Origin of the sequence: Thermopolyspora flexuosa (assembly GCF_006716785.1) — a bacterium.
Taxonomy (GTDB): Bacteria; Actinomycetota; Actinomycetes; order Streptosporangiales; family Streptosporangiaceae; genus Thermopolyspora; species Thermopolyspora flexuosa.
Genome location: NZ_VFPQ01000001.1, coordinates 5,176,507 through 5,193,499, shown reverse-complemented (window position 1 = coordinate 5,193,499; position 16,993 = coordinate 5,176,507). Strand labels below are relative to the sequence as shown.

16 protein-coding genes are annotated in these 16,993 nt (G+C 72.4%); 10 read left to right on the top strand and 6 right to left on the bottom strand.

Going from position 1 to position 16,993, the window contains the following annotated elements; genetic code table 11:
* Nucleotides 1-121 precede the first annotated feature (121 nt).
* The gene (locus FHX40_RS22290; RefSeq protein WP_142261425.1) at nt 122-472 is read left to right on the top strand and encodes a beta/gamma crystallin domain-containing protein; all 351 of its coding nucleotides are present in this window, start codon (nt 122-124) and stop codon (nt 470-472) included.
* A gap of 192 nt (nt 473-664) precedes the next feature.
* Here FHX40_RS22290 and FHX40_RS22285 read toward each other — a convergent pair whose 3' ends face one another.
* Nucleotides 665-1,909 carry an NAD(P)/FAD-dependent oxidoreductase gene (locus tag FHX40_RS22285; protein ID WP_142261424.1) on the bottom strand — a complete coding sequence of 415 codons (1,245 nt, stop codon included), beginning with the start codon at nt 1,907-1,909 and terminating at the stop codon, nt 665-667.
* 352 nt (nt 1,910-2,261) lie between these two features.
* Between FHX40_RS22285 and FHX40_RS22280 the strand changes: the two genes are divergently transcribed.
* The 9 genes from FHX40_RS22280 (at nt 2,262) to FHX40_RS22240 (ending at nt 10,928) form a co-directional block, all read left to right on the top strand.
* The gene (locus tag FHX40_RS22280) at nt 2,262-3,392 is read left to right on the top strand and encodes a VOC family protein (protein ID WP_170198931.1); all 1,131 of its coding nucleotides are present in this window, start codon (nt 2,262-2,264) and stop codon (nt 3,390-3,392) included.
* Nucleotides 3,393-3,450: 58 nt separating this feature from the next.
* Nucleotides 3,451-4,767, top strand: a complete 1,317-nt coding sequence (locus FHX40_RS22275) for an aromatic ring-hydroxylating dioxygenase subunit alpha (protein WP_142261422.1) — start codon at nt 3,451-3,453, stop codon at nt 4,765-4,767.
* Between the two features lie 30 nt (nt 4,768-4,797).
* The gene (locus FHX40_RS22270) at nt 4,798-5,346 is read left to right on the top strand and encodes a 3-phenylpropionate/cinnamic acid dioxygenase subunit beta (RefSeq protein ID WP_142261421.1); all 549 of its coding nucleotides are present in this window, start codon (nt 4,798-4,800) and stop codon (nt 5,344-5,346) included.
* A gap of 37 nt (nt 5,347-5,383) precedes the next feature.
* Nucleotides 5,384-6,109 (top strand): putative quinol monooxygenase, encoded by a 726-nt coding sequence (locus FHX40_RS22265; protein ID WP_142261420.1) that lies wholly within the window; start codon nt 5,384-5,386, stop codon nt 6,107-6,109.
* Between the two features lie 131 nt (nt 6,110-6,240).
* Complete coding sequence (locus FHX40_RS22260; RefSeq protein ID WP_170198930.1) at nt 6,241-7,467, top strand: ABC transporter substrate-binding protein; 1,227 nt, start codon at nt 6,241-6,243, stop codon at nt 7,465-7,467.
* A gap of 64 nt (nt 7,468-7,531) precedes the next feature.
* The gene (locus FHX40_RS22255; RefSeq protein ID WP_142261418.1) at nt 7,532-8,407 is read left to right on the top strand and encodes a branched-chain amino acid ABC transporter permease; all 876 of its coding nucleotides are present in this window, start codon (nt 7,532-7,534) and stop codon (nt 8,405-8,407) included.
* On the top strand, nt 8,394-9,461 hold the full coding sequence (locus FHX40_RS22250) for a branched-chain amino acid ABC transporter permease (RefSeq protein ID WP_142261417.1): 1,068 nt from the start codon (nt 8,394-8,396) through the stop codon (nt 9,459-9,461). Before FHX40_RS22255 ends, FHX40_RS22250 begins: the two co-directional genes overlap by 14 nt.
* Nucleotides 9,454-10,200: an ABC transporter ATP-binding protein gene (locus FHX40_RS22245; protein WP_142261965.1), complete on the top strand. Its 747-nt coding sequence runs from the start codon at nt 9,454-9,456 to the stop codon at nt 10,198-10,200. Before FHX40_RS22250 ends, FHX40_RS22245 begins: the two co-directional genes overlap by 8 nt.
* Entirely contained in the window at nt 10,197-10,928 is a 732-nt protein-coding gene (locus tag FHX40_RS22240) for an ABC transporter ATP-binding protein (RefSeq protein ID WP_211350361.1), read from the top strand. Before FHX40_RS22245 ends, FHX40_RS22240 begins: the two co-directional genes overlap by 4 nt.
* Nucleotides 10,929-11,217: 289 nt before the next feature.
* On the opposite strand, the gene FHX40_RS22235 is transcribed toward FHX40_RS22240, so the two are convergent.
* From FHX40_RS22235 to FHX40_RS22215, 5 genes are all read right to left on the bottom strand, one after another.
* A complete protein-coding gene (locus FHX40_RS22235; RefSeq protein ID WP_142261416.1) occupies nt 11,218-12,612 on the bottom strand; it encodes an MmgE/PrpD family protein in 1,395 nt (464 codons plus the stop codon).
* A 19-nt stretch (nt 12,613-12,631) separates the two neighbouring features.
* Nucleotides 12,632-14,017, bottom strand: coding sequence for an FAD-dependent oxidoreductase (locus FHX40_RS22230; protein ID WP_211350360.1), 1,386 nt, complete (start codon nt 14,015-14,017; stop codon nt 12,632-12,634).
* Entirely contained in the window at nt 14,014-14,811 is a 798-nt protein-coding gene (locus FHX40_RS22225) for an aspartate/glutamate racemase family protein (protein ID WP_142261415.1), read from the bottom strand. The genes FHX40_RS22230 and FHX40_RS22225 overlap by 4 nt, the downstream gene beginning before the upstream one ends.
* Before the next feature lie 127 nt (nt 14,812-14,938).
* A complete protein-coding gene (tcuA, locus tag FHX40_RS22220) occupies nt 14,939-16,372 on the bottom strand; it encodes an FAD-dependent tricarballylate dehydrogenase TcuA (protein ID WP_142261414.1) in 1,434 nt (477 codons plus the stop codon).
* A gap of 8 nt (nt 16,373-16,380) precedes the next feature.
* Nucleotides 16,381-16,983: a cysteine hydrolase family protein gene (locus FHX40_RS22215; protein ID WP_142261413.1), complete on the bottom strand. Its 603-nt coding sequence runs from the start codon at nt 16,981-16,983 to the stop codon at nt 16,381-16,383.
* Nucleotides 16,984-16,993: the final 10 nt, after the last annotated feature.

The window sequence follows — 16,993 nt, the reverse complement described above, 5'->3', positions numbered from 1 at the left end:
GACTTGACCGCGTAAATTTGCCCTGTTTATATTGCCGCTGGTTACGTGATCCGGGCATTCCCGGGCGTTTTTGTCGTGTCCCGTGGGCCGGATCGGCCGGCAGCGACGAGCAGGGGAGAGCGTGAGAGTCTGGAAGAAGCTGGCGGTTGCCGCGGTGGCGGCCGGTGGGCTTGTGATGGGCGTGCCGGCGCCGGCGTCCGCGACCAGTATGGTCTCGTGTTTTGGTGAAGAAGGGGCGCAGGCCGTCAAAATCAATGCCCATCACATCTTCTGCTACGCGGGATCGGGGTCGCTCGACGTCGAGATCTACATCACCTGGCGTATCGAGTCGAGAAACAACAGGGTGCGGATCGACTACGTCTCGGACAACGGCACGGGTACGCCCGGGGTCATCTATCTGGACAAGTACGAGTCCTGGGGCGACCCGATTCCGCAGACCCTTATCAAGGTGGAGCGAATCACAATTTATTAGTGCTCCGGCCGTGCCTGTCGGCCGACAGGTGTTTCGCCTGCCGTAGGTGAGTGCCGCCATGGCTCGGCGGGGCGGCGGCGCTCGTAGACGTGGATCTCGTAGACGTGGATGTGGCGGCGCGGTCCTGGCTTGTTCGGCCAGGGCCGCGCCGTTCACGTATGAGGTTGGCCGGCGAGGTCCGGTGTCGCCGGGTCAGGCCGGGAGCGGGGTGAGTTTGCGGAGGTCGCGGCCTTCCTCGGCCAGTTCGTGGACGTCGACGCGGGTGCGCTTGGCGATGAGGCGCATGGCGGCGCGAACTTCGCGGGGGCGGTTGATGCCGAGGGCGGCGTGGAGGACGCCGTCACGGTGGTAGAAGGCGCAGAACGAGGCGGAGTCGGGGTCGCCGCGGTAGACGATCTTGTGGTCGGGGGAGATGTGGCCGGCCAGCTGGAGGCGGAGGTCGAACTGGTCGGACCAGAACCAGGGGACCTCGCCGTACGGCTCGGCGGCCCCGGCCATCGAACGGCCCGCGGCGATGCCCTGGTTCTGGGCGTTCTGCCAGTGCTCCAGGCGAACCCGGCGGCCGAGGTACGGGTTGGGGGCGTTGGCGACGTCGCCCGCGGCGTACACGTTCTCGAGTGAGGTGCGGCAGTACTCGTCGACGAGGATGCCGTCGGCGGTGGCCACGCCGGCCTCGGCGGCGACCTCCAGGTCGGGCTCGATGCCGATGCCGACGATGACGCAGGAGGTCTCGATGCGGGTGCCGTCGGTGGCCACGACGGCGCGGACGCGGTCGTCGCCCTCGATGCGGTCGACGTTGACGCCGAGGCGGAGGTCGACGCCGCGTTCGCGGTGGTAGCGGGCGTAGCGGGCGCCCATCTCGTCGCCGAGGACGCGGCGTAGCGGGACGTCGGCGATCTCGAGCACGGTGACCTGGCAGCCGGACTGGCGGGCGCAGGCCGCGATCTCGGCGCCGATGAAGCCGGCGCCGACCACCACGATGGGGGCGTCGGGCACCAGGTGGGGGCGGACGGCCAGCGCGTCGGCGAGGGTGCGGAAGTGGGACACGCCCTCGAGGTCCGCGCCGGGTACGGCGAGGCGGCGGGGGCGGCCGCCGGTGGCGAACAGCACCTTGTCCACCCGCAGCGAGCCGGTGCGGCCGGTGGACTCGGCGAGCAGGAGCCTGCGCTCGGCGGGGAGCAGGCGGGTGACCCGGGTGCCGAGGTAGAGGTCGATCTCGTCGGCGGCCCACTCCTCGGCGGAGCGCAGGCGGGTGCGCTCGGGCGGCATCGACCCCGTCAGCACCTCCTTGGACAGCGGCGGGCGGTCGTACGGGAGGTCGGGCTCGGCGCCGATGAGCACGATGCGTCCGCCGAAGCCCGCGCCGCGCAGGGCCTCGGCGGCCCGTGCGCCGGCGAGCCCGGCACCCACGATCGCGTACGTCTCCCGGTCGCTCACGTCGCCTCCGTTTCACCCGTTCCCGGACCGGCCTTCACCGCGACCAACACCGCCGGGGGCTCGGTCCTTCCTGCGGCACACTCTTCGGCTGATCGGTGTGATTCGTCCAACATTGCGTTCTGATGGGCGGAACGTGAGGCCTTGGCGGGTGCGCCGCGATACGTGAAAGTGGCGGCACGGCCGTTCCGCCCAACTGGCGAAACGGGCGAGACGGTTCGGACCAGCGACAGCGCCACAGCGCACGCCAGATCGAGATCTGTTCGGGGTTCTCCGCGCCGAGCCCCGTTGACGACCGGCCGGAGATACGGCCCGGCCTCGGGCCGCCGTGACCAGTCACCTTGGAGGTCATGCAGTGGGCGCTTTGCTGCCGGTGGATCGCCTCTACTCCGTCGGCGTCGTGGTCAAGGACCTCGAGGCGGCGACGCGCAGGTACGCGGAGATCCTCGGTATCGACCGGTGGGAGGTTCGCCACTTCGACGCGGTACGGCTCGGCGACACGCTGGCGTACGGCCGGCCGGTGACGCCGAGCTTCCGTACCGCGACCGGGACCACGACGGTGCCGCCGCGATCGGACCACCCGCTCGCCGGGCCGCTCTCGGTGCCGGTCACGTTCGAGCTGGTGCAGCCGCTGACCGGGGAGAGCCCGTTCCAGGAGTTCCGGTTCGTGCGCGGGCAGGGGATCAGCCACCTGGCGCTCGCCGTACAGGACGAGGAGACATTCGAGCACACCCGGCGGCGGCTCGCCGAGCGGGGGATCGGGATCGCCGCCTCGATGACCGTCGACGGGCGGGTGCGGCGGCACTTCGTCGACACCCGCAAGGCGCTCGGCGGCTACCTCGTCGAGGTGCGGGTGCCGGGCGACGCAGGGGCCGACCTGGGCGACCTGCCGCCGGACGAGGTGTGGGACCACTCGGGGACGTACACCCGGCCGGAGGGGGTCGGGCCGCTGCCGGTGTCGGGGGTGTCGCACTTCGGGGTGGTGGTCCACGACCTGATGGCGACCCTGCCGCGGTACCACGAGATCCTCGGCGTGGAGCGGTGGGCGATCCGGGACTGGCGAACCGAGCCCGGCCTGCTGGAGAACGCCTTCTACCGGGGCGCGCCGGTGGAGCACGAGTACTTCACCGGGCTGACCCCGTTCGCCGACTTCGGCTTCGAGGTGATCCAGCCGACCTTCGGGCCCAGCCACTACAACCGCGAGTTCCGCGACCTGTGGGGCGAGGGCGTGCACCACATGCTGCTCCACATCGACACCGACCCGGAGGCCTGGGACCGCACCCAGCGGTGGCTCGCCGGCATCGGCGTGCCCACGGTGATGGGCGCCGACCTCATGGGCGGGGCGACCGCGTTCTGCTACTACGACACCTGGGCGGCGCTCGGCGGCTTCATCGTCGAGGGGGTGCTGCGCCGGGAGAGGCCCGACCCCGAGCTCGCGGCGCCCGCCTACTACATCGACTTCGCCGCCATCACCGCGTCCCGGTGAGTGTCCCGTTCAGCCCGGAACGTTCCAAATCTCCGCAAGATCAGGAAAGAGCCGTGCCATGACCGTTGACGTTTCGCAGTACATCGACGCGGATCGGGGACTGATCCGGGGGGAGATCTTCACCAGCCAGGAGATCTACGAGCGGGAGCTGGAGCTGGTGTTCGGGCGGTCCTGGCTCTTCCTCGCCCACGACTCGATGATCCCCAAACCGGGGGATTTCATCCAGAACTACATGGGCGAGGATCCGGTGCTCGTGGTCCGCCAGCGGGACGGCTCCGTCAGGGCGTTCATGAACCAGTGCCGCCACCGCGGCATGCGCATCTGCCGCGCCGACCGGGGCAACGCCAAGAGCTTCATGTGCTCCTTCCACGGCTGGACGTACGACACCGCGGGCAACCTCATCCACGTCCCGCACGAGGAGGAGGCCTACGACCCGGAGGTGTTCGACAAGAAGGACTGGGGCCCGATCCAGGTGCCGCGGCTCGCCAACTACAAGGGCTTCATCTTCGGCACCTGGGACACCACCGCGCCCTCGTTCGAGGAGTACCTGGGCGAGATGGCCTGGTACTTCGACGCCTACATCGACCGGTACGAGGGCGGGCTCGAGGCGATCGCCCTGCACAAGTGGGTCATCCCGTGCAACTGGAAGTTCAACGCCGAGCAGCCGGCGAGCGACATGTACCACGCGGAGGTGTCGCACGCCTCGGCCGTCCAGGTGCTCAAGCGGCCCGGCGCGGACAACGGCGCCGAGCGGTACGCCAAGGGGCGCGGCCACCAGTTCAGCTCGCCGTACGGGCACGGGGCCGGCTGGTTCGACACCACCTCGAGCAGCAGCCGCAACCCGGTGATCGCGGCGTGGGAGAACGAGACCCAGCCGCAGGTGGCCGAGCGGCTCGGCGAGGTGCGGGCCGCGGCGGTGCGCGGGCACGCGAACATCTTCCCGACCTTCATGTTCCTCAACAACGGGACCATGCGGGTGACCCACCCGCGCGGCCCGCACGAGATGGAGATCTGGGCCTGGACCTTCGTGCCGGTCGTGGCCCCGCCCGAGGTGAAGGAGCAGTACCGCATCGAGGTGCTGCGCACGTTCAGCCCGGGCGGCATGTTCGAGCAGGACGACGCGGAGAACTGGCTGGAGGAGCAGCGCATCCTGCGCGGCTACATGGCCCGCAGGAACCCGCTGCTCTACACGATGCAGCTCGGCCGGGCCCGCCGGGACGTGGACGGATTCCCCGGCGTCACCGTGCCGCACTGCTACGCCGACGAGGGCGCGCGCGGCATGTACCGGCACTACGCCGACCTGATGTCCGGGCTGTCCTGGCCGGAGATCGTCGAGCTGAAGAAGAGCCGCGAGGCGCAGGCCGCGGACCGCTGACCCCGAGCACCCCAGACCCAAGGAGCGATCATGCCTCTGGTTTCCGAGCGCGCCGCCGGGACCGCCGTCCCCGTCGAGGTGCAGCGGGACATCGAGCGGTTCCTGTTCGACGAGGCCGACCTGCTGGACGGCTGGGAGTTCCGCGAGTGGCTGGAGCTGCTCGACCCCGAGATCCACTACTGGGCGCCCACCCGGGAGAACCGGCTCTACCGGGAGCGGCGCAAGGAGATGGCCCCGCCAGGCGAGTCGGCCTACTTCGACGAGGGGTACGCCGAGCTGGTGCAGCGGGTCGACCGGCTCTACACGCACATGGCGTGGGCCGAGGAGCCGCCGTCGCGCACCCGGCACCTGATCACCAACATCCGGGTCGGGGCCACCGAGAACCCGGACGAGTACGCGGTCGAGTCGAGCTTCTACGTCTACCGGACCCGCGGCGAGCGGGACGTCGACCACGTCGTGGGCAAGCGCTACGACCTGATCCGGCGGGCCGACACCCGGTACGGCTACCGCATCGCCAGGCGGACGGTCGTGTTCGACATGGCGACCCTGCTCGTCAAGAACCTCAGCCTCTTCTACTAGCCCGCCGCCCGCCCTGCCGTACCAGCGAAGGACGACCATGACCGCCATCCGAGCCCTGCACCCGCTGCCCGCGGGCACCGACCCCGCGGCGGCGGCCGGGTACGCGCGGCGCCTGCGGGAGCGGCCGGGCTGCCTGGAGGCCGAGTGCTACCGCGCCATCTCCGACCCGGGCGCGCTCTACCTCGTGGCGCTCTGGGCGGACCAGCGCGACCACGACCGCCACTGGGCGAAGGTGCTCGCCGACCCGGGCGACGACCTCGTCCACGCGTCCGTGCGGCCGGACGCGCCCGAGGGCGAGCCCTCCGAGTTCTACCGCCACGCCCGGTTCCACCTCGACCGAGTGTGGGTGGCGGACCGGTTCGCCGGCGAGCCGCCCCGGATCCACTGGCCGGCGGCGGGCGCGGTGCGGATCATCATCCAGTCGAGCTTCGCCGACCCGGAGGCCGCGCTGCCCGCGCTCGTCGCCGACGAGCGGGCCACCCGGCGGGAGCCCGGCTGCCTGCAGTACCTGCGGGCGCAGAGCGTGGAGTACCCCGAGCACTTCCTGCTGCTCGAGCTGTGGCGGGACCAGGCGGTGTACGACGCGCACTGGCACCTGCGGCTGAAGACCGGCTCGGGCGGGCGGAAGGCGGAGCCCGCGCCGCGCCGCGTCGGGTCCAACGGCCTCGAGTTCTACCGCCACCAGCCGTTCCGCCACCTGTACGACCGCTGGCTGCCCGCCGACGCCGGCAGGTGGTCGGAAACGATCGTCTGGCCGGACTGACCGGCCGCACACCCGCACACGGACGCGGTACGGCACCGCGTCCGGCACCCCTCCCCACAGGTCACGAGAGAGCGTCGTCGGCCCCTCGCCATCGCGGCCGGGACGTCCGCACGCAAGAGGAAGTGGAAACCGTGGCAGACAGGTTCGCCAACCGGAAGAGAGCCCTCAAGGCAGGGGTCGGCGCGTTGCTCAGCGCCATCGTCTGCGCCGCCTGCGGCAACGGCGGCGGCACCGGCACGGCGGCGGAGGGCGACGGCGCGAACCGCCCGCTCGTCCTCGGCTCCGTGTTCGCGCTCACCGGCCCCCAGTCGCAGGCGCCGTACGTCAACGGAGTGCGGTTCGCCGTCGAGGAGATCAACGCGGCGGGCGGCGTCAACGGCCAGAAGATCGAGCTGAAGGAGTACGACGACGCGCTGAACGCGCAGAAGTCCGCGTCGGCCGCCCAGCTCGCGGTCTCCGAGGGCGTCGACGTCGTGATCGGCGGCCCGACCGCGATCCAGACGAACGCGGCCGCCCCGATCTACCAGCGTGCCGGGGTGGTCCACCTCAACATGGCCTCCTCCACCGCGGTGGCGAAGGACGAGAGCTTCGGCGGCGACCTCACGTTCCGCGTGGTCACCCCGATGCCGGAGCAGATCCACGCCGCGGCCGAGTACCTGATCAAGGAGGTCAAGGTGAAGAAGGTCGGGCTGCTCGGCCTCAACACCGACTTCGGCCAGAACGCGCTGCCGCTGTACGCCGAGAAGTTCCAGGCGGCCGGGGTCGAGGTGATCGACAGCAAGCTGTACCCGCAGGACGCCAAGGACCTCACCAACGAGCTGCTCGCGATGCGCGGCGCGGACGCCATCGTCGACTGGGGCTTCCCCAACCAGTTCGCGCTCGCCACCAAGACCGCCTACCAGAACGGGATGGGGGACATCCCGCACCTCGGCCCGAGCGCGGTCGGCATCGTGAACACCCTCGGCCTGGTTCCGGTGGAGAACCGCGACTCGCTCATCGGCATGTCCTCCTGCGACCCGGCCGCCGACACCCGGCCGCACGTGCAGGAGTGGGCCAAGCGGTTCCAGGCCCGGTTCGACGCGGTGGCCGACGCGTCGGCCGCGTCCGGGTACGACGCGGTCCAGCTCGCCAAGGCGGCGGTCGAGGCGGCCGGCTCGCTCGACCGCGCGAAGATCGCCGAGGCGCTGACGACGCTCACCCTCTCGCAGAACACCATGTGCGCCTCGACGTACAAGTCCGACGACCGGCACGAGCTGATGCACGAGGCCGTGGTGATCTCCTACGCCAAGGGCGAGCCGAAGGAGCTGGCCCGGTACACCGCCGCGGAGCTCGCCGGGACCGGCCGCAAGCAGGGATGACGCACCACGTGGACGGCCGTGCCGGACGGGCGCCGGCCCCCGGCGCGGCCGGAACGGAGATCCGATGAGCAACTTCGTCGCGCTGCTGTTCAGCGGCCTGACGCTCGGGGCGATCTACACCCTCGTCTCCCTCGGGATCGTCATCCTCTACAAGGCCACCGGGATCGTGAACGCGGCCCAGTTCGGGCTCGTGGGCCTCGGCGCGTACCTCGCGTTCTGGGCCTCCACCGACCTCGGGCTGCCGCTGGTCGCCGCGTACCTGCTGTCGATCGCCGTGATGGCCCTCGTCGGCGTCGGGCTGGAACGTCTCGCGTACGCGCCGCTGCGCTCCCGGCCGGTCGACTCGGTGTTCCTGTCCACGCTCGCGGGCGGGTTCGCGTTCGTCGGGCTCATCGTGCTGTGGTACGACGCCGAGCCGCGCAGCCTGGCGAGCCCGTTCGGCCTGGAGACCGTGGAGATCCTGGGCGCCCCGGTGCCGAAGCACTCGCTGTTCGTGATCGTGGTCTGCGCGATCGCGGTGGCCGCGCTGTCCTGGGCGTTCAACCGCACCCGCATGGGCCGCCAGGTGCGCGCGCTCGCGTTCGACCGGGACGCCGCCCGGCTGCAGGGCATCCCGGTGAACCGGCTGTCGATCATCACGTTCGCGCTCGCCAGCGCGATGGCCGGGCTCGCGGGCACGCTGCTCGGGCCGGTCGCCGCGCTCACCCCCGAGATGGGGCTGTCGCCGATGCTGTTCGCGTTCGGGGCGGCGATCATCGGCGGGTTCGGACGGTTCGGCGGCGTGGTCGCCGGTGCCGTACTGCTCGGCCTGGTGGAGCAGTTCGGCGGCGGCTACATCTCCACGAACTGGCGGGAGGTGTTCCCGTTCGCCGCCATGCTGCTGATCATCGCCTTCCGGCCCGAGGGACTGTTCGGAGGTGAGGCCCGTGCTCGCCTCTGATCGGCGCACCGGTACGGCCGCGCCGGGCCGGCGCCGGGCCGCGGCCGTCGGCGGGCTGCCCCCGGTCTACGGGCGGCGCCACTACCTGACCGTGGCCGTCGTGCTCGCCGTGATCGCGCTCGCGGGCGCCGGAAACACCGGGAACATGTACCAGATCAGCGTGTTCAACACCGCGCTGACCGCCTCGGTCGCCACGGTCGGCCTCTACTTCGCCTACCAGCTCGGCGGCATGTTCGCCTTCTCCCAGGCGGCGTTCATGGGCATCGGCGCGTACACCTCGGCGATCCTCACCCCCGAGCACGGGTTCGTGTTCGCCGCCGGGGTGGCGCTGATCGTCGCGGCGGTGCTCGCGTACCTGCTCGCCTTCCTGCTGCGCGACGCCAAGCACATGTACTTCGCGATCGGCGCGATGGCGTTCGCGGAGATCGCCGTGCTGGTGTTCCGGAACTGGGAGGTCACCGCCGGGCCGACCGGCGGCGGCATGCTGTACGGCATCGCCCCGCCGAGCGTCGCCGGGTACGAGTTCGCCACCTCCGGGCAGATCTTCTGGTTCCTGCTCGCCGTACTCGGGGTGGTGCTGCTGCTCAGCGTGCTGCTGGAGCGCTCCCCGCTGCGCCGGCACGCGCTCGCGGTGAAGGCGATCCCGCAGGTCACCGAGTCGAACGGCATCGACCCGCGGCGCAGCGCGATGACCCTGTTCACCTACGGCTCAACGCTCGGCGCGCTCGCCGGGGTGCTGCAGGCGCACTCGCTCGGCACGATCGCGCCGGAGGCGTTCGAGGTCGGCGTGGCGATCAACCTCTACCTGATGCTGCTGCTCGGCGGGGTCGGCTCGATGTGGGGCGGGGTCGCGGGCGCGTTCTTCCTCACCTGGCTGCCGGAGTTCCTGCGGCCGGTGAAGGAGTACGAGACCGTGGTCTACTCGCTGCTCCTGCTCGCCACGATCGTGCTCTTCCCCAACGGCATCGTCGGCGGCGTGGCGTGGCTCGCCGGGAAGGTACGGCACCGCCGCCGCGGCGGCGGCCGGTCGAGCGGGGTGACGACGCATGCTTGAGGCGACGGACATCCGGGTCAAATTCGGCGGCAACACCGCGGTCGACGGGGTGTCGCTGCGCCTCGGCCGCGGCGAGGTGGTCGGCCTCGTCGGCCCGAACGGGTCCGGGAAGACGAGCTTCCTCAACGCGATCTGCGGCATCGTCCCGGCCACCGGCTCGCTCACGCTGCGCGGCGTGCCGGTGCCGATGGGCCGGCCGCTCAAGGTGCGGGCCGCCGGGCTGAGCCGTACCTTCCAGACCCCGCAGGTGTTCGACGACCTCACCTGCGTGGAGAACGTGATGCTGTCCGGCGAGCGGTTCCGCCGCACCGGGTTCCTCGGCGCCACGCTGGGCCGCCGCCGCATGCTCCGCGACGAGCACGAACGCACCGAGCGGGCGCGCCGGGCGCTGGCCACGGTGGGGCTCGACGGGATGTGGGACCGGCCCGCGAAGGGGCTCGCGTACGGCCAGGCCCGGTACCTGGAGATCGCGCGGGCGCTCGCCGGGGAGCCCGCGGTGATCGCGCTCGACGAGCCGTCGGCCGGGCTCAACGCCGAGGAGACCAACCGGCTCGCCGAGCTGCTGCGGTCGGTGAGCGAGCAGGGCGTCTCGCTGCTCATCGTCGACCACAAGATCGAGTACCTGAGCCGGATCTGCGACCGCATCGACGTCCTCGAGCTGGGGCGGCTGATCGCGTCCGGCCCACCCGAGCGGGTCTTCCAGGACCCCGCCGTCATCGAGGCCTACCTGGGGACATGAGCATGTTGAGCATCTCGGGACTGCGGGTCCGGTACGGCACCACCGTCGCCGTGGACGGGCTCGATCTGGCCATGGCGTCGAGCGGCGCCCTCGCCCTGCTCGGCGCGAACGGCGCGGGCAAGTCGAGCACCCTCAAGGCCGTTTCCGGGCTGGTGCCGCATGAGGGGGAGGTCGTCTTCGACGGGGTCAGCCTGCGCGGCATGTCCCCCGAGCGCATCGCCCGGCTCGGGCTCATCCACGTGCCCGAGGGGCGGCGGCTGTTCGGCAACCTCACCGTGCTGGAGAACCTGCAGGTCGGCATGACCGCGCAGGGCCGCCGCGGCGGCGGGCACACCGTGGACGACGTGTTCGACCTGTTCCCCGCGCTGCGGGAGATCCCGCACCAGATGGCGTGGACGCTGTCCGGCGGCCAGCAGCAGATGGTGGCGATCGGCCGCGCGCTCGTCGGCAACCCGCGGCTCATCATGCTCGACGAGCCGTCGCTCGGGCTGTCGCCGCTGGTCGCGCAGACCGTGTACGAGGCGCTGCGGCAAATTGCCGGGCGCACCCCGGTGTTGCTGGTCGAGCAGAACTTCTCGGCCGCGCTGCGGATCTGCGACCGGGCGGTGGTGCTCGCCAACGGCCGCGCCGTGTACACCGGCGACGTCGCCGGGCTCGCCGACGGCACGCTGCTGCAGAACGCGTACTTCGGCTCCCCCGAGGCCACGCCGGGCTCCGCGAAGGGCTGAGCCGTACCGGCCGGAACGCCGGTGTCCCGAGGCCGAGGACACCGGCGTTCGCGTGTGCGGCACGCCCGGTACGGCACGCGCGTGGCATGCCGTGGCACGGGTGTGTCACGGATGCGGCGCGGCCGCCTCCGGCTGCCGGCATGGGCGTGGCACCGGTGCGGCATGCGTGTGGCGCCGATGTGGCATGGCGTGCCATCGACGTGTCACGCGCGTCGGCGGCCCGGAAAAGAGGTGGCCGCCGGGGCGGGGTGCCCCGGCGGCCGTGTGGTGCGGCGGAGTCGCGGGCCGGTCAGGCCGGCACCGCCGTGGGGAGGAGGATGAGGTCGGCGAGCTCGCGCCAGGCGGTGACGTGCTCCAGGTCGGCGGTCCGGAGGCGCAGCTCGTCGGCGCGGTCGCCGAGCACCGGGCGGACCGCGGCGGCGAACTTGGCGGCGCGCTGCGCCTCGGTGAGCGGGTGGCTCGGGTGGCCGGGCTGGTGCTCCTGGAAGCGGCGGTACTCCCGGCCGCCGGAGCGGATCACCACCTCGGCGGCGAACCGGGCCTCCGGGCCGTTGCGGCGGTCGGCGATGCGGCGCACCTTCGGCATCAGCGCGCGCACCTCGGGACGGCCCACCGACTCGTCGCTGAACTGCGCCGCGCCGCCCGCCCGGTCCACCGCGGCGACCGCGATCGTGTACTCCAGGCAGTACCGGCCCTCGAGCGCGTTCGCCGCGTCGTGGTGGATGAGCGTCTTGTTGAGCAGCGGGTCGACGTGCACCTCGATCGCGTCGATGCGCTCGGGGGTCAGGTCGTGCTCCTCGACGAGCGCGATCGTCGCCTCGACCGCGGCGTGGCTGCTGCCGCAGCACGCGTACGGCTTCTGCACCAGGCCGACCGGGCCCTCGATGACGAACGTGTCGAACGTGTGGGCGCGGATCGACTCGGCGGCCTCGGCCGGGGTCATCTGCCCGCCGTACGTGGCGAGGTAGCCGTTCGGGCCGAGCAGCCACTCGGCCGAGGCGGTCACCCCGCGGCGGGCGAGCAGCGCGGCGGTCACCCCCTGGCGGGCGGCGTGGCCGGCGTGCAGCGCCTTGGTCATCGAGCCGAAGTTCACCCGGATGCCGCTCGCGTGCGACGCCGCGATGCCGAGGGCGTGCGCGGTCTGGTCGACGGTGAGCCCGAGCATGCGCGCCGCCGCCGCGGCCGCCCCGATCACCCCGATCGTGCTCGTGGAGTGCCAGCCCTTCTCGTAGTGCGGGGTGGCCAGCACACGGCCCAGCATCCCGTTGACCTCGTACCCGGCGACGAACGCCTCCAGGAACCGCCGCCCGTCCGCGTCCCCGCTCTCCGCGAGCGCCCAGCACACCGGCAGCAGCACCGCGCTGCAGTGGCCGTGCATCGGGTGCATGTAGTCGTCCCAGTCGAGCGCGTGGCAGGCCACCCCGTTGGCGTACGCGGCGCCCTGCGGCGCCGACCCGGACCCGGTCGCCCACACCGTGGCCGACCCCGGCGCCTCGGTGGTCGAGGTCACCAGATCTGCGGCGGCCCGCGCGACCGGCTCCCGCGTCCCGGCGAGGCCCACCCCGATCGTGTCGGTGACCGCGACCTTCGCCAGCCGTACCACGTTCTCCGGAAGATCCTCGAACCGCAGGCTCACCGCCTTCTCGGCGATCAGCCGCTCGACGGGGGGTTCGGCGTTCCGCATGGTCACTTCTCCTGAGACGTCACGCGGCCTTCAGGCCGCCGCCGGCAAGGTGGTCGCCGATGATCCAGCCGAAGCCGAGGGCGGAGAGGAGGCCGTTGCCGGACATGTAGCCCTCGGCGGAGGGGCCGGAGATGCCGCAGGCCGAGCCGCCCCCGGCGTACAGGTTCGCGATGGGGCCGCCGTCGCGGTGCCGGACGCGGCCGGTGGTGTCGACGACGAGGCCGCCCTGGGTGGTGAGGATGCCGTGGGTGACCCAGGCGGCGAGCAGCGGGAACTCGAGCGGGCCGTGGTCGAAGCCGGACGGGTCCTCGACGACGGAGACCGCGCGGAAGGCGGCGAGGGTCTCGGCGAGGGCCTGCTCGGGCAGCGAGAACGCGGCGGCGAGCTCGGCGGCCGAGCCGTACCGGGCGAACGCGCCGGCCGCGGCGGACTCGCGCATGAGCTCGGAGTTCATCGCGATCTCGTGCATGCGCTCGTCCCAGATCAGTACGGCACGGCCCGTGGGCTGCCCGGCGATGATGCGGCCGAGCTTGGAGTAACCCTGGGCCTTCTCGTCGACGAACCGGCGGCCGTCCACGCCGACGAGCAGCGCGCCGAGGAACGGCAGCACCGGGTTGAGCCGGGTGCCGTGGCCGGGGACGACGAGGCCGTGGCCGAGGTAGGCGCCCATGTTGCGGACGGCCGCGCCGAGCCCGATGCCCCAGGAGATGGCGTCGCCGGTGCTCGTGCTCACCCCGCCGTAGAACGCGCCGACGGCCTGCGGGCAGTACTCGGCGAGCATCGTCGGGTTGTTGCCGAAGCCGTCGGCGGCGAGCACGACCGCCTTCGCGCCGACCCGGCGGCGTTCGCCGTTCTCCAGCACCTCGACCCCGGTGACCCGGACCCGGCCGCCGGCCGTCTCGGCGATCAGGCCCACGCCGGGGGTGTTGTCGACGAACGCGATGTTGTCGGCCGACTCCACCGCCTTGCGCAGGGTGGCCACGAGCCGGCCGCCGCCCGCGCGGCCGGTGTCGGTGTGCAGCCGCGGCACGCTCTGCCCGGACCGGGCCATGTCGACCCCGATCTCGACCGGGTGGCCGAGCTCGTCGGCGAGCCACTCCACGTACCGGGGCGCGACCCGGCACAGCGCGTGCACGATCGGCGCGGAGTCCGGGTCGCGGTTGACCGCGAGGATGTCGGCGGCGTGCCGTTCCGGCGAGTCGTCGATGCCCGCCTCCCGCTGGAAGCGGGTGCCGCCCGCGGCGAGGCTGCCGCTGGAGAACTGGGTGTTGCAGCCCTCCTTGGTGCTCTTCTCGTACACCGCGACGACCAGCCCCGGGTCGCGGGCCGCGCGCAGCGCGGCCATGAGGCCGCACGCCCCGCCGCCGACCACCGCGACGTCGACCTCGTAGTCGAACCCCGTCACCGGTCACCCCCGAAGTAGAACTTGCGCGCCGCCCGCACCATCGCCATGTCGGGCTTGCTGAAGTACATGCCGGTGCGGGCCGGGCGCAGCCCGCTGCGCCGGTGGAACTCGGCCCGGGTCTCGGCGAGCGCGAGCCCGGTGGCGAGCGAGTCGATCACCGGGACCTCGTCCACCCGGGAGATCCCCTGGTCGGCGAGGAACACGTTGAGCGGCCCCTCCCCGGGGACGATCACGTTCGCCCCGGCGTCGATCGCCTTCCGCGCGGCCCGGCGGAACGCGTCGACCAGCGGCCCGGGGTTGTCGTAGGCGGCCATCACGTCGGTGAACTCGGCCTCGACCTGCACGATCGGGCCGACGAGCGAGCCGAGGCCGTATGCGGCCATGTTGCGGCGGATCTGCGGCTCGAGCGCGGCGATGAAGTTGACGATGCCGACGCAGGTGCCGAGCGTCGCCGCGTACGCCACCGAGGCGTTGCCGAACGCCACCACCGGGATGTCCACCAGGGTGCGGATCTCCTCGAACCCGGTGTCCGGGAGGGTGGCGATGAAGAACGCGTCGTAGCCCTGCTCCTCGGCGGCGAGCGCGGCCCGCACGAACTGCTCGCGGTGGAGGTTCGTCAGGTAGAGGTGGCCGATGTGCACCCCCGGATAGGAGCTCGGGTAGGTGCCGGGCGCCATGCCGTGCAGCTCCACCTCGGTGCCGGGCCGGGCGGCCGCGGTCAGATGCCGGCGCAGCGCGTCCCGGTAGTGCGGCACGTCGTCGAGCACGGTGAAGCTCTGGTGCCAGATGCGCATGTCGGATTCCTGCCGTTCTCGCCGGGTGGCGGGTGGGGGTTCGGTGGGGTCCGTCCGGTACGGCGGGGCGGGCGCGGCCGGCGAGCCCTCAAGATGGCCGCGCCCGCCGCCTCGCCGTGGCCCGGGGTCAGCCCTCGGCGGCCTGCCGCCCGGCGATGCGGCCGAAGACCGCGCCGCGCAGCACCGAGGTGGAGCCGGTGTAGTTCGTGTAGTACATGCCAGTGAGCTCGCCCGCGGCGTACAGGCCGGGGATCGGCTCGCCGTCGGTGTCGATCACCCTGGCCCGGTCGTCGGTCTTCAGCCCGCCGAAGGTGAACACGTTCGACGCGATGATCGGGTACGCCCGGTACGGCGCGGCCACCAGCGGCCGGGCCCAGTTCGACTTCGGCGGCGTAAGGCCCCGGGTGGCGAGCCCGTCGACCTCGAGCGGCCGGAACTCGCCGTCGACGCACGCCTTGTTGAACTCGGCGACGGTGGCGGCGAGCGCGTCGGCCGGGATCTCCAGCTTGGCGGCGAGCCCTTCCAGGGTGTCGGCCTCGATCGGCGGCTGGTCGGTGCGGATCGCCGCGGAGAAGTTCGGCACGTCGGCCCACCCGGCGTCGAAGACCGCGTACGCGATGCCGTCCGGCTGGGCGTGGATGCGCCGGGCCACCCGCTCGTACCAGGCGTCCACCGGGCCGGGCGCCTCGTCGGTGAACCGCCTGCCCTCCTTGTTGACGAGGATGCCGTACGGGAACGCGAAGATCGCGGCCTCGGGCATGCCGGAGCGCGGGTCGACCGGCTCGGCGTGGAACAGCGCGAAGTCTCCGGCGGTGGCCGCGCCGACCGCGAGGCCCATGACCAGGCCGTCGCCCTTGTTGTAGTGGCCGCCGCGCGCCACCGGCCGGGTGTACCGGCCGCCGCGGCCGTGGTAGCGGGCCATCAGCTCGGGGTTGCCCTCGTAGCCGCCGCAGGCGAGCACCACCCGGCCGCGCAGCTCGCCGCGCGAGGTGCGCACCCCGGCCACCGCGCCGTCCTCGACGATCAGCGACCGGGCGGCCGTCTTGTACCGGAACTCGACGCCGAGCCGCTCGGCCGCGGCGGTGAGCGCCTCCACCAGCGCGGCGCCGCCGCCGATCGGCATGAGCCGGGTGGTGGAGGTGGTGAGGAACGGCGTGGGCAGCGCCTCGAACCGCACCCCGTGGTCGCGGATCCAGCGCAGCGTCGGCCCGGCCTGGTCGGCGAGCGTGGCGACCACGTCCGGGTCGACCACGCTGAGCGTGCGGGCGGGCGCGGACCAGGAGTCGCGGTCGCGCAGCGTCTCCACCACCAGGCCCGGGTCGGGGTGGCCCTGGAAGTCGCCGAGCAGCATCTCGGCGAAGTCGTCGGACACCTCGTCGAGCGACTTCATGCGGAGGAACGCCTCGGTGTAGCGGGTGTTGCCGCCCGCCTCGTCCCGGGGCGCCCGCTCGGCGACGACGACGCGCGCGCCCGCCTCGGCGGCGGAGACGGCCGCGGTGAGCCCGGCCACCCCGGCGCCCACCACCACTACGTCGAACTGGGATGTGTCGGTCACGGACATGCCCGCTCCTATCGGGTTGCGTGGTCGACCTCGGCGAGGAACTCCGCCGAGGTGCGGACCGAGGCGAACATGGGGAGGATCTTCTCGATCGCGACGTCGTGCAGCGCCGGGTCGAACGAGGCGCACAGGTCGGCGAGCACGGTGACCTGCAGGCCGCTGTCGGCCGCGACGCGGGCGGTCGACTCGACCGCGAGGTTGGTGGCGACGCCGCCGAGCGCGACGTGCCGTACGCCCTGGGCGAGCAGCATGCCGAGCAGCGGCGTGCCCGCGAACGCGCCGACGGCCCCCTTGTCGATCACCGGCTCGGTGGGCAGCGGGGCGAGCGGGCTGACGATGCGCGCGCCGGGGGCGTCGGCGAGCATCGCCCGCTCGCGCGGGTAGGCGTCGAACCGCGGGGTGCGGTTGGTGCGCAGCTCGTACGACGGGTCGAAGGCGAGCCGGACGTGCACCACGTACAGCCCGGCCTCGCGGGCGGCGGCGAGGGTCTGCTCGGCGGCGGCGATCACGCCGCGGCGCGCCACCTGCTCGGCGAGCGCGGGCATGCGGCAGTGCTCGCCCAGCTCGCACAGCGCGACCTGGTAGTCGATGAGGAGCAGGGCCGTACGGCTCATGCGGGGGATC